Origin of the sequence: Nocardioides sp. JQ2195 (assembly GCF_012272695.1) — a bacterium.
GTDB lineage: Bacteria > Actinomycetota > Actinomycetes > Propionibacteriales > Nocardioidaceae > Nocardioides.
The window spans coordinates 3,970,521-3,982,620 of record NZ_CP050902.1 but is presented as its reverse complement, the minus strand read 5'-3'; the positions used below and the strand labels follow the sequence as shown (position 1 = coordinate 3,982,620).

Sequence of the window (12,100 nt, the reverse complement as noted above, 5' to 3'; positions counted from 1 at the left end):
GACTGCCGGCGATCGCAGATCGAGCCGGCCGAGGATCCGTGCAGGGTCCCTGGTCTCGGTGATCGAGCAGGCCGTGAGGGACGAGTGCACCCGTCGGGCCGGCGCAGAAAGGTTTTCAGAAAGTTTTCCCCAGAGCCCCGTTCTGGGCTGTTTCCGGGGGGTGGTTGTCGGTGGCCAGTGCTTGAGTGGTCTGCATGGAGACCTTCGTCGATGGCATGGACCCGGGCGGCACGTTGCTGTTCGTGGAGGATGCGTTGCGGTCTCGTCGTCAGGCGGAGTATGACGATCTGCGGTTGGCTGTCCTGTGGGCGGATTTCCATGCCGATGATCCGCGGGAGTGGCCGGTTGAGCGGCAGTTCCCGGGGATGGCGAGGCTGTGCTGGTCGGGGGTGTCGGCACCCCGCGGGTGCAGGACTTGTGTCTGCATGAGCTGGCGGTCAGCAGGCAGGCGCATCCGATGGCGACGCGGTGGTTGATGGCCGATGCGTTGGACCTGGTGCACCGGCTTCCGAGGTGTTGGGCGGTGGTCGGTGCGCTCGCGTGTGAGGCCTGGGTGGCCCGCAAGGTCGCGAGGCTGACCCGGGACCTGTCCGAGGGCGAGGCGGCGGGTGTCGATGCTGCGGTGGCCGTGGCGTTGGCGGGGGAGCAGCCTTCGGTGGTGTTGGAGGTGGCCGAGGCGAAGGTGATCGAGGCCAACCCGGGGTTGCACGAACGCAAGGTCAAGGAGGCCCGGGAGCGCAGGTTCGTGAGCGTGGGGCGGATGGATGCGGCGGGGTTGCGTCATGTGATTGCCCGGGTCGAGCACGGGGATGCGGTGTGGGTGGATGCGTTGCTGGACCGGGTCGCTGACATCTTGGCGGTCGAGGATGAGGCGGCACGGCTGCCGTTGCGGTCCAAGGACGCCCGCCGGTCGGTGGCGTTCGGGTGGTTGGCGAGGCCGGCGGAGCTTCTGGCGTTGTTGCTGGAGCATGCCGAGGACCCGGACCCCGGTCCCACCGAGCACGACGCCGAGGACGAGGCCCGTGCCGACGAGAGCGACCACGACGCCGCCAGCGCCGACGGTGGCGAGGTCGACGACGTCGGCGGTGACGACGGTGTCGGCGGTGGCGAGGACAAGAACAGCGACGCCGCGAGCGTGGACGGCAGTGGCGCTGGCAACGGTGACGAAAGTGACGACAGCGGTGACGACAGATGACTGCCGCGTAGGCGAACCAGACCCCGAACCAGACCCGGGACCCTGGCCCGACCCGGGTGCTGATGTCGATCCCGGTCCGGGGCCGGACCTGAGTGCCGAGCCCGACGACGAGGTCGAGCCCGACGACGCGTCCGCGCCGCCGGACGAGGCGGGGTCGTGGGCGGGGTCGTGGACCCAGTCGTGGGCCGCAGCCTTCCCGGCCCACCTGCTCGAAGTCTTGAGGAACCTGGATCCGGCGAAGCTGCGCCCGCAGGCGGTGGTCTACGTGCACCTGCACCAGGCCGCGTTGGCATCGAGTCACCCGACCGGGCGAGGGTGCGTGGTGAAGGTCGAGGACGGCGGACCGGTGCTCCCGAAGCACCTCGGGTCGATGTTGAGGTGCGTTGGTGAAGGTCACCGAGGTCGTCGACCTCAACGGCATCACCCCGGTGGCCTCCTACGTGATGCCGCAGTGGCTCAAGGAGCAGGTGCAGCTGATCAGCCCGAGGACGGCGTTCCCGCACTCCACCACGATCAGCCGGGCTGTCGACTACGACCACGTCGAACCCTTCCAGCACCGAAGACCGGGGAGCAGTGCGCCGCCGGGGCAGACCGGGTTGCACAATGCTGCCCCGCTGGGCCGGAGCCAGCACCGGGCCAAGACCCATGCCGGCTACACGGTGCGAATACCCGAGCCGGGCACTGTTGTCTGGCGAACCCCACATCAGCGTTACCGGCTTGTCGATGCCACCGGAACCACGGTCATCAACGAGACACTGGGCCGAGCCCTCTTCGGACCCTCACGCCTCGAACAAGGCCTCGCGCTGACCCTCGCCCACCACGACCCCGCCGCCTGAACCGCTGGCTGAACCATGCGGAGACGGGTCGATGCCGCTGGCAGTCAGGGCCAGGGAGGGCCGTCGAGGCACGCCGACGCCACGAGGAGACGGTGACCGCTGATCCAACCGGCCCCCGTCACGTCAGCCGGGTGATGGCGTGCCTGACGGCACCCAACGGGCTCGACAGCACCGGCACGTCGAGGTCGGTGAGGAGCGGTTCGGCTGCGGCCATGCTGGCCTGGGCGAGTACGACGACATCGACTCGACCGGCCAAGTTCCGTGCAGCTTCGGCGACCCGTCGCAGGTAGGCCTCGGTGTTGCCGGCCTCGAACTCGACCCACGCACCTTCAGCCAGCACCAGCTCGATCAGCGGGTCGCCGCCAGCATCCAGGGCCTCCTCCCGAAGCAGGGCCTCGGTGGATTGCAACGTCGACTCGACGGCGGCCACGACTCCGATGCGAGACCCGGCCGCCGCGCCGGCCGTGACCGCCACGGCGACCGCGACCGCAACCGCCGCGCGAGCCATCGGGCGGTCGACCCGGAACGTCGAGGCATCGCCAGAGACCTGCTCGGCGAGGCCGCCGATCGTGGAGCAGGTGCAGACGATGACATCTGCGCCGCGGTCTCGCAGTTCATCCAGTCGGGCTGCGACATCGGTGGCAACGGAGGCGATGCCGTGCGCGCGAGCCCGGTCGAGCAAGGTCTCGTCGACGACGTGTTGCGTCGCGACCACCGCCGACTCCTGGTGGGTGAGTCGATCGAAGGTCGCCACGTGCACCGCGGCCGTGTGCAAGAACCCGATCGTCATGGCACAGACGCTGCCACAGGCATCGGGACGACAGATCGACGTCTCAGCAGGAAACCGGCGGGGCTGCAGCAGCGATCCGAATGGGGAGCTGTGCGCCGAAGGCGTGCATCTCGGGGTGGCGTGGTCCCCTCGGGAGGTCAGCGGCGCAGCCGCAACCAGACCAGGGCCACGACATAGCTGACTCCGCCGAGCGCTCCGAGCTGATAGTAGGGCGAACCATCCTGACCGCGCGCGATCTCGACCATGAACATCACGATCACGGAGATCAGGATGGACATGCCAGCGAACAGGCTGGCACCAGCGTCGATCCTGTTGATCCGCTCGTCCCTGCGGTCGAGCAGTCCGGCCACCGTCTCGCTGTGCCGACCGGCCCACACGAAGGCAGCGCCCACGGCCAGCATGAGGGCCAGACCGAAGACTCCGAAACCGATCTCGTCGCCGACGATGCCGGCGACCAGGTAGCCGATTCCGATCGCAACGGCGGTCACCGGCACCAACCAGCGAACCAGTGGTGTGCGGGATTGAGTGGGGGCGTCATGAGTCGACATCGAAGACCTCCTCGACGGTCGTCCGGAAGAACTTGGCGAGTGCAATCGCGAGCGGCAGTGAGGGCAGGTAGCGGCCCTTCTCGATCGAGTTGATCGTCTGCCGCGAGACGCCCAGCGCAGTCCCGAGGTCGGCCTGGGAGAGGCCTTCCGCGGATCTGAGCGACTTCACGACGTTGCGCACGTGTCAAGGGTGCTTGACATTCACTGTCATGTCAAGCGTCCTTGACATGACCGCAACCCGACGACAGGCGTAGTCAGCCCGGACCGTTCGGATGGGTGAGGTCATACGCGCGCCACACCTTCTGGGGCACGACCATGCGCCACGCGTCGACCACGAACTCGCGGGCCTCGGTGGGATCGAGGGTGGCCAGGTTGGCGTGCACCCAGTTGAAGCGCAGGTCCGACTCCCGGGGCAGGTGGAACCTGTCGGGTTCGCCCCCGACCAGCGCGTCACGCTCCTCCTTCGGGAACCCGAAGCCCATCACCGTCTCGTCAAGCGAGAACGCGACATACACGATCTGCTTGACCCGGAACTTGAGCTGCCCGCGCACGAAGACCTCCTGGGAACGCTCCAGCTCGGAGCCCAGGTGCCGGACGTCCTCGACCACCGCCATGGCTGACTCGGGCCCCGTCGGTCAGCGCAGTCGCAGCGTGGCGACGCGGCCGTTGCCGCCGGCGGCCCAACACGTGTGACGGACACAGTCGAGCGTGTGGAAACCCGTCTCGGCGAACTGCTCCCAGCTGAGCCCGCCGTCCCGGCTGATGCTGCTGCCCATCACGTCGCCGGACTCACCGACCACCACCAGCGTGTCGCGGTGACCCTGAATCCAGGCAGCATCCTCACCGAGGCGGGCCAGGTCGCCGGCGTTGCTCCACTCGGAAGCATCGGACGTGCGGGCCGTGGCGTCGGCACCGTCGGTCGGGGCGGCGAAGTCGCCACCGACGGCGATGCCCTCGCGCGGCGTACGGAAGGCCAGGCCGAAGACGCCGGCGGCCTCTCCGGCGGGAATCGTGGAGTCGTTCGCCTCCCAGGTGCGTCCGAAGTCCGTCGAGTGGAACACGTGCGACGCGTCACCGCCCGAGCCGAACCAGGCGCTGCGGCCCTTGATCACCAGGCAGTCGCCGCTGGCGGAGTAGTTGAACTCACCGGTGGAGTCGGGCATGCCCTCGTCGGAGAGAACCTCCCATGACTGGCCGCCGTCGTCGGTGGCGAGGATGCGGAACGTGCCGTCGACCGGGTCGCTGACCGCGAGACCTCGCTTGCCGCCGGGGTAGAAGTCCATGCAGTTGTAGAACGCGGTCTCCTCGGTGTTGCGGAAGGTCTCGGTCCACGTCACGCCACCGTCGGTGGTGCGATAGATGCGCGAGGCCTCGCCCGGTCCGATCGCCAGCACCGAGGCGGTGCTGGCGTCCTCGGCCTCGACGTCACGGAACCCCAGGCCCTCGGTGCCGGGAGGGCTGACGTCCTGCCACGAGTCACCGCCGTCGGTGGAACGGAAGATCCTGCCCGGGCCACCCTCGGTCAGGCTGCTCCCGGCGATCCAGGCCGTGTCGGGGCTGACCGCGTCGATCCCACGGAAGCTCTGGTCGGCGTCGACGACGGACTCGTTCCACGTCGGATCGGCCGCGGGTGCGGCAACCGGAGCCGCCGTGGCCGGCGCGCCGAGCGGGAGTGCGGACAGGACGAGGGTGATGGTTCCGAGAAGGATACGCATGCTTGGCACCCTGCCCCCCCGGACGGACCCTGTCCAGAGGGACCGGGCCACGAACCGATGATTCCGGCGGTCCGGCGCGGTCAACCCACCATGGCTGAACTGATGATCGACTACATCACCTCGCTCGACGGCTACGGCGCCGGCGAGGGCTGGCCCGGATTCTGGGGGATGGAGAGCCCTGAGTACCTCGCGTGGCTGGGCGAGCAACCGGAGCACACGCACCTGATGGGCGCCACCACCTATCGACTCATGTCGGGTTTCGCGGAGGCGGGCGAGCCGGGAACGGACGGCATGGCCGACCTGCGCAAGATCGTGTTCTCCTCCACCCTGACCGAACCGCTCACCTGGCCCAACACCACCTTGGTCGCGACCGATCCGGTGCAGGCCGTGCGGGCGATGAAGGCCACCGAGTCCGTGCCGATGGCCACCATCGGCAGCCGCATGCTCTGTCGCACCCTGCTCTCCGCGGGGTTGGTCGACCGGTTCCGGGTCGTGGTCTTCCCGGTCATCACCGGCAGGACCGGACGCGAGCGGATCTATGACGACTATCCCGATGTCGCCCTCGACCTGACCTCGAGTCGCACCTTCGAGGGCGGGCTGCAGCTGCTGGAATACGTGCCGCGGCTCCTGGACGGCCCGCCCGGCGGCTGACGCGCCCGCTCGGCACCACCTAGTCTCTCCCTTGTGGAGCCCATGATTCGCGCTGCCAGCCTGCGTGGGTTCGCGCCGCTCGTCACCGAGCTCGGCGGCAACGTGGACGCGCTCCTCGAGCGGTTCGGCATCAGGCGCGAGGTGCTCCTCGACGAGGACGGGCTGATCTCTATCACCGCCCACGACCGGATGCTCGACGCCGCTGCCGACGAGCTCGAGTGCTGCGACCTCGGCCTGCGCCTCGCCGAGGGACAGGACCTCGGCATCCTGGGCCAGCTTGCGGTGGCGATCGAGGCCTCGCCGACCGCCGTCGACGCGTTGGAGTGCGCCTCACGGTTCATGTTCGTGCACAGCCCGGCGTTGAGCATCAGCCTGGGCGCCGACCCGTGGGGCGATCCCGACGTGGTGGCCCTGACCTATCGCAAGGACCTGCGCGAGTCGCCGTACTCTCCACAGGCGATGGAGCTCGGCATCGGGGTCTTCCACCGGGTCGCCACCAACCTGATCGGGAACGCGGCGGGGCTGCGCACGGTCGAGCTGCCGCACCAGCCGATCTCCCCGGTGAGCCGCTACCTCGACTTCTTCGCGGCCGACGTGAAGTTCGGCCGTCCGGCTGCGGCGCTGCGGGTGGAGGCACGTGCCCTCGACGAGCACTTCGCGAGCGCCAACGACAGCATCCGTCGGATCGCGATGGACCACCTGGCCGCGCAGTATGCCGACCCGTCGCGCCTGGTCTCCGCGCAGGTGCGCGGTGCGCTGGCCGGGAGCCTGCACACCACCGCACCCGCGATCGCGAACGTGGCGCGCCTGCTCGCGATCCACCCCCGGACCCTGCAGCGACAGCTCGCCGCGGAGGGGACGACCTTCGAGCAGGTCCTCGACGACGTACGCCGGAGCGCGGCGCGGCGCTTCATCACCACCACCGAGCTGCCGCTGGGCCAGGTGTCGGCGATGGTCGGCTTCGCCGAGCAGTCGGCCCTCAGCCATGCCGTCCGGCGGTGGTTCGGGATGAGCCCTCGCGAGCTGCGACGCGCGGAGCCTGTCGTCGGCGCGTGAAGTTGTCGCGTTGGGACAAGTTTTTGCCGGGATCGCGCTGCACGCTTGACCGCGCACGGTCCAGTTCTGAGCAGGAGAGCAGCGATGACGAAGACAGCACAGGCCACGTCAGCCCCGGCCGATTCAGCGGATCTCGCCGCCATCGGCGCGCGCACGATCCCGGAGTTCGACGGCGTCCACGACGTCTGGCCACGCGGTGAGCGACTGCGCGCCGTCCGTGAGGCGGCCACCGCCTACAAGGCCCGCTTCAAGGAGCAGGGCCAGGTCCGCGCGGTGAAGTCCGTCGACATCGCCGCTGCGCCCTACCCGGTCAACTACGCCTTCCACGACGCCGTCTCCATCCCGACGCTGCCGCTGATCTCGATGATCAACCGGATGATCGTCGTGCAGTACGACGACTGGAACGGCACGCCGCGCACCCTGGTCTTCGAGCCGACCATGCCGGACGGCTCCGCCGAGGCCCCGTTCTACAGCAACCTGCAGAAGCTGATGGACAAGATCCCCGGCAGCAAGCTCGCCGAGAAGCTCATGCTCAAGTACTACAACGAGCCGAGCGACGTGCTGCGCCAGCTGGGCCTGGCTCCTGAGGACATCGACTTCTGCACCTTCGACCACCTGCACGTGCAGGACCCGCGGATGATCCTCGGCTCGACCGAGGTGATCGAGGGCGAGACCGCGCCGCGCCAACCGCTGTTCGGTGACGCCAAGATGCTCGTGCACTCACGCGAGCTGGCCACCCTGCAGTCGCTGCACCCGATGCAGTGGGCGTGGTACGTCGACGGTGGCCTCGGCGGCGTCGACCCCGACAAGTTCGCCACCTTCGACGGTGACATCGAGCTCGGCCCCGGGATCGCGTTGCTCTGGACGCCCGGGCACACCGACGGCAACCACTCGCTGGTGATCAACACCCCGGACGGCGTGTGGGTCTCCTCCGAGAACGGCATCTCGCTCGACAACTGGCAGCCCGAGCTGTCGAAGATCCCCGGTGTGAAGCGCTACCACGAGCAGTTCGGTCGCGAGATCTGCCCGAACGCCAACACCCTCGAGGACTCCCTCGACCAGTACGACTCCATGATCAAGGAGAAGAAGCTGGCTGATCCCTGCAAGGACGACCCCCGCTGGCTGCAGATCCTGCCCAGCACCGAGATGGTGCCGTGGAAGCGGTTCTGGCCGGTCGTGCCCACCTATCTGCACGGTGGCATCGACTACGGCACGATCACCGCGGACCCGCGTTGAGTGGCGCTGTGAGCAGCGAGCGCAGGGGCGCCGTCGTCACCGGCGCCGGGCGAGGACTCGGCAAGGAGATCGCCCGACTGCTCGTCGACCGCGGCCACCAGGTCCTGGTCACCGACGTCGACGAGGTGGCCGCCAAGGCAGCCGCCGACGAGATCGGTGGCGGTGCCACCTCGCGCGCGGTCGACGTACGCAATCATGCCCAGGTCGAGGCGGCCCGTGACGAGATCGTCGGACGCGCCGGCGGGTTGGACGTCTGGGTGAACAACGCCGGCGTGCTGGTCACCGGCCCGGCCTGGGAGCAGGACGAGGCCGCGCGGAGGCTGATGCTCGAGGTGAACGCGATCGGCACCATCAACGGCACGGTCGCCGCGCTGGAGGCGATGCGCGGCAAGGGCGGCGGTCACATCGTCAACATCGCGTCCCTGGCCGGGATCACCGCAGTGACGGGCGAAGCGGTCTACGCAGCCTCCAAGCACGCGGTGATGGGCTTCAGCCTGAGCACGGTGGCCGACCTCAAGGCGGCCGGCGTCAAGGACGTCGACATCTCCTGCGTGTGTCCCGACGGCATCTGGACGCCGATGCTCCACGACAAGCTCACCGACCCGTCGGCGGCCCTCTCGTTCTCCGGCAAGCTGCTGCAGCCCGACGAGGTCGTCGACGCCGTGCGCAGGACCCTCGACAAGCCGAAGCTGGTCGCGATCGTGCCGAAGTGGCGCGGGCTGGTGGCCCGGGCCGGGGACTTCATCCCGGAGTTCGGTGTCGCCGCCGTGCCGCTGGTCGTCGCGCAGGGGCGTCGTGCGCAGAAGAGGATGCTGGCCAAGCAGGAGCAGGCATGAGCGCCACGGCCCACGAGTGGATCGTGCCGCACTCGGACGAGACCGACGTACGCCGCCCCCTGCTGCCGAGCGAGGACCCCTTCCACGATGCGCCGGGTGACCTGGCCCGGTTGAGCCCGGGCACGATCATCCGCAGCCGCCAGGTGCGGGTGGGCTTCCTCGGCCTGATCCCGCAGCGTGGCCTGACCGCCTGGCAGCTCGCCTACCGCAGCACCGACCTGCACGGTCGACCCGAGGTCGCCGTCAGCACCGTGATCGTGCCCCGTCGTCGTGACGAGGCGCGTCCCCAGGGACTGATCGCCTACCAGTGCGCGATCGACGCGGTCGCCGACCGCTGCTTCCCGTCCTACGCCCTGCGCCCCGGGGCGCGCTCCTGGGGAGCACTGCCACAGCTCGAGCTGATGCTGATGGCCTCGCTCCTCGAGCGCGGCCACGTGTTGACGATCGCCGACCACGAAGGACGTGGCGGCTACTTCGCCGCCCCGCGTGAGCCCGGCTTCCGGACCCTCGACGGGATCCGTGCCGCCCTCGCGTTTCCTGCCCTGGACCTCGACGCGGACACCGACGTGGCCCTGTTCGGCTACTCGGGAGGTGGCATGGCCACGGCCTGGGCCGCCGAGATGGCGCCGACCTATGCCCCGGAGCTCTCCGTCGTGGGTGCCGTCGCGGGTTCCCCCGTGGGTGACCCCGGGCAGGCCTTCATCAAGCTGAACGGTGGGCTCAACGCCGGCCTCCCGGCCCTGGTCGTGGCCGGCCTGCGCCACATCTACCCCGGCCTCGACCGGGTGATCAAGGAGCACGCCAGCGTCGACGGCATCCGTCGCCTCGACGCTCTGGAGGAGCAGACCACGGTCGTCGCGGTCGCCACCCACGCCTTCAACGACTTCGACGACTACCTGGACTCACCTCTCGCCGATGTCCTGGCCACGCCCGAGATCCTGCACGTCTTCGACGACCTCAGGCTGGGCAGCCACGTGCCGCGGTGTCCCTTGCTGGTGGTGCAGTCGGTGAACGACCAGATCATCGACGTCGACGAGGTCGACACCCAGGTTCGTGCGTACCTGGACGAGGGCGCCGACGTCCGCTACGTGCGGGATCGGTTGAGCGAGCACCTCAGCCTGATGGTGCTGGCGATGCCGGTGATGATGGAGTGGATGGAGCAGCGCTTCGAGGGAGCCGACATCGAGAACGGCACGGAGACCGTGACGTCAGTCGCGCTCTCACTGCGCGCGTGGGCCGGCTTCGCGCGGATGCTCGGCGCAGCCGCGAAGACCGTGGTCGGTCGCGCCGGGTGACGCGCGCAACGTCACACCGGGCCCGGTTCTGCTCCGCGAGCTGGGGTGCGGCAGACTGTCCGCGCTCCACAACCACCGACTGCTGGGACACGTGATGAACAACCCTGACGTGCTCGAGGACATCGCCACGTTCGTCGACGAGATGGCACGGCCGACCGACTCTCTCGACCTGACCCCGCCGGGCCCGCGCCTCTGACGCGCAACTGGGTTCCTACCGGTTGACCCGGCTCCACCACTCGACGATGCGGTCGACCACCTGCCTGCTCCCGCGGGCCCAACCGATGTGGTCGTTGCTGTTGTCGGGCAGGACGTCGTCGTTGCGGTAGTGCCACCGGGTCACGGCCTCGCGCTCGAAGAGACGCTGCGCGAAGGCGTCGACCGAGCCGACCGGTGCCATCGTGTCGTCCTCGAGGCTGATCACCAGGGACGGCGTGGTGACCCGCTTGTCCGAGCGGTACGGCGTTCGTCCGGTGAGCACCATCCGGCCCCACTCACGCATCATCGTGCGTGCACCCGGTGCGCCGAACGCCGGCTTGGGCAGGTGGCCGAACAGCGTGGTGAGCACCGGCACGATCAGCCCGCCCATGACCACGAGGTGCGGCCCGCCGAAGGGGTGGTGGCGGTGGTGGGGAAGCGAGGCACCGACCGTGATCACGCCGTCGACCGGAGTGCGGTTGAGCTCGTGGCCGACCACCAGCTGGCCGCCGAGGCTGTGACCCAGCAACTGCACCGGCCGAGCCGGGTGCTCGGCACGCGCCTTCGCGACGGCGTCCTCGATGTCGTCGATCTCGTCGGCATACGACCAGTCGTGCTCGCGCGAGGCGCGTCGGCCGTCGGCCTCGAAGCCGCGTCGGGTCAGGGCCTGCGCCGCCCAGCCTCGTGACTCGAGCTCCTCGACCAGCAGGCGGTAGTAGCCGGAGCCGATCGCCATCGCGGGAGAGATCAGCACCACGGGCGCGGTCACGGATTGTCTCCACTGCTCGACCTGGTCACGAGGCCCAATTGTGCCGGAGGCCGAGGTCACTCGCTGATCGGTGCCGCGAGCTCGGTGAGAACGCCCAGGGCCCGCACCAGCACAGGGCTCTCGTCGCCAGCGCGGGTGGCGGCGACGAGCTCGGAGTCGGGGACGTCGGCCAGGGGCAGGTAGACCACGCCGGGAACCGCCAGTGCTGCCGTGGGCTCGGGCACGACCGCGATGCCCAGTCCGCCGGCCACGAAGGTGACCAGGGTCGAGGTCTCCGCCACCTCGTGCGCGACGACCGCAGTCAGGCCGGCCTCCCGGAACATGTCGTGCACCAGCCCGCTCATCACCGACCGGCCGGCACCCGCGTGCACGATGAGCTCCTCGTCGTGGAGGTCCTCGAGCCGCAGCTCGTCGCGCGCTGCCAACGGGTGGTCGTGGGGGACGGCGGCCCACATCCGCTCCTGCCGGATCGACGTGAGGGAGAGACCGGCCGTGTCGGCCGGACGCCGCATCACGCCGAGGTCGAGACTGCCCTCCCGGAGTGCGTCGACCTGGTCGGGCGAGAGCATCTCTCCCCGGAACGCGAACTCGACGTCGGGCAGCTCGGACCTCATCCGTCGGGCCAGCTGCGGCAGCAGCGAGTAGGTGGTCGACCCGACACAGCCGACGACGAGGCGACCGAGGCGACCTGCCGCCACCCTGGCGGCACGGTCGCCGGCGGTGTCGACCGCGGCCAGGATCTCCTGCGCATCCTCGAGGAAGGCGACCCCTGCCGCAGTCAGCTCCACCCGGCGCGTCGTACGCCGTAGGAGGGCGAAGCCGAGCTCGTGCTCGAGCTGCTTGATCGTCTGCGACAGCGGCGGCTGAGCCATGTGCAGGCGTGCGGCGGCACGGCTGAAGTTCAGCTCCTCGGCGACGGCCACGAAGTAGCGGAGATGACGCAGGTCCATCGACACATACTCCCAGCGTCTAGGTGAG

The 12,100-nt window shown here is 69.3% G+C and carries 14 protein-coding genes; 7 read left to right on the top strand and 7 right to left on the bottom strand.

Annotation, left to right across the window (positions count from 1 at the left end; all coding sequences use genetic code 11):
- Positions 1-457: 457 nt before the first annotated feature.
- Positions 458-1,195, top strand: a complete 738-nt coding sequence (locus tag ncot_RS18935) for a hypothetical protein (RefSeq protein ID WP_168619002.1) — start codon at positions 458-460, stop codon at positions 1,193-1,195.
- A gap of 386 nt (positions 1,196-1,581) precedes the next feature.
- Complete coding sequence (locus tag ncot_RS18930) at positions 1,582-2,031, top strand: hypothetical protein (protein WP_168619001.1); 450 nt, start codon at positions 1,582-1,584, stop codon at positions 2,029-2,031.
- Between the two features lie 118 nt (positions 2,032-2,149).
- Here the strand turns inward: ncot_RS18930 and ncot_RS18925 are convergent, their stop codons facing one another.
- The 5 genes from ncot_RS18925 to ncot_RS18905 all read right to left on the bottom strand — a co-directional run bounded on the left by ncot_RS18925 (position 2,150) and on the right by ncot_RS18905 (position 5,084).
- Positions 2,150-2,821, bottom strand: a complete 672-nt coding sequence (locus tag ncot_RS18925) for an arylsulfatase (RefSeq protein WP_168619000.1) — start codon at positions 2,819-2,821, stop codon at positions 2,150-2,152.
- Positions 2,822-2,958: 137 nt separating this feature from the next.
- Positions 2,959-3,309: a hypothetical protein gene (locus ncot_RS18920; RefSeq protein ID WP_168618999.1), complete on the bottom strand. Its 351-nt coding sequence runs from the start codon at positions 3,307-3,309 to the stop codon at positions 2,959-2,961.
- A 46-nt stretch (positions 3,310-3,355) separates the two neighbouring features.
- Entirely contained in the window at positions 3,356-3,550 is a 195-nt protein-coding gene (locus ncot_RS18915) for a helix-turn-helix transcriptional regulator (RefSeq protein ID WP_168618998.1), read from the bottom strand.
- A 73-nt stretch (positions 3,551-3,623) separates the two neighbouring features.
- Entirely contained in the window at positions 3,624-3,983 is a 360-nt protein-coding gene (locus ncot_RS18910; protein ID WP_168618997.1) for a hypothetical protein, read from the bottom strand.
- A gap of 21 nt (positions 3,984-4,004) precedes the next feature.
- Positions 4,005-5,084, bottom strand: coding sequence for an oxidoreductase (locus ncot_RS18905; RefSeq protein ID WP_168618996.1), 1,080 nt, complete (start codon positions 5,082-5,084; stop codon positions 4,005-4,007).
- A gap of 102 nt (positions 5,085-5,186) precedes the next feature.
- Between ncot_RS18905 and ncot_RS18900 the strand changes: the two genes are divergently transcribed.
- The 5 genes from ncot_RS18900 (at position 5,187) to ncot_RS18880 (ending at position 10,158) form a co-directional block, all read left to right on the top strand.
- Complete coding sequence (locus ncot_RS18900; RefSeq protein ID WP_206065047.1) at positions 5,187-5,735, top strand: dihydrofolate reductase family protein; 549 nt, start codon at positions 5,187-5,189, stop codon at positions 5,733-5,735.
- A gap of 42 nt (positions 5,736-5,777) precedes the next feature.
- Complete coding sequence (locus tag ncot_RS18895; protein WP_168619467.1) at positions 5,778-6,791, top strand: AraC family transcriptional regulator; 1,014 nt, start codon at positions 5,778-5,780, stop codon at positions 6,789-6,791.
- 84 nt (positions 6,792-6,875) lie between these two features.
- The gene (locus ncot_RS18890; RefSeq protein WP_168618994.1) at positions 6,876-8,027 is read left to right on the top strand and encodes a hypothetical protein; all 1,152 of its coding nucleotides are present in this window, start codon (positions 6,876-6,878) and stop codon (positions 8,025-8,027) included.
- An 8-nt stretch (positions 8,028-8,035) separates the two neighbouring features.
- Positions 8,036-8,863, top strand: coding sequence for an SDR family oxidoreductase (locus ncot_RS18885; protein ID WP_168618993.1), 828 nt, complete (start codon positions 8,036-8,038; stop codon positions 8,861-8,863).
- Positions 8,860-10,158, top strand: a complete 1,299-nt coding sequence (locus ncot_RS18880) for a lipase family protein (RefSeq protein ID WP_168618992.1) — start codon at positions 8,860-8,862, stop codon at positions 10,156-10,158. Before ncot_RS18885 ends, ncot_RS18880 begins: the two co-directional genes overlap by 4 nt.
- Before the next feature lie 211 nt (positions 10,159-10,369).
- Here ncot_RS18880 and ncot_RS18875 read toward each other — a convergent pair whose 3' ends face one another.
- Together ncot_RS18875 and ncot_RS18870 are read right to left on the bottom strand one after the other, a co-directional pair.
- Entirely contained in the window at positions 10,370-11,122 is a 753-nt protein-coding gene (locus tag ncot_RS18875; RefSeq protein ID WP_168618991.1) for an alpha/beta fold hydrolase, read from the bottom strand.
- A gap of 56 nt (positions 11,123-11,178) precedes the next feature.
- Entirely contained in the window at positions 11,179-12,072 is an 894-nt protein-coding gene (locus tag ncot_RS18870; protein ID WP_168618990.1) for a LysR substrate-binding domain-containing protein, read from the bottom strand.
- Between the last annotated feature and the right edge of the window lie 28 nt (positions 12,073-12,100).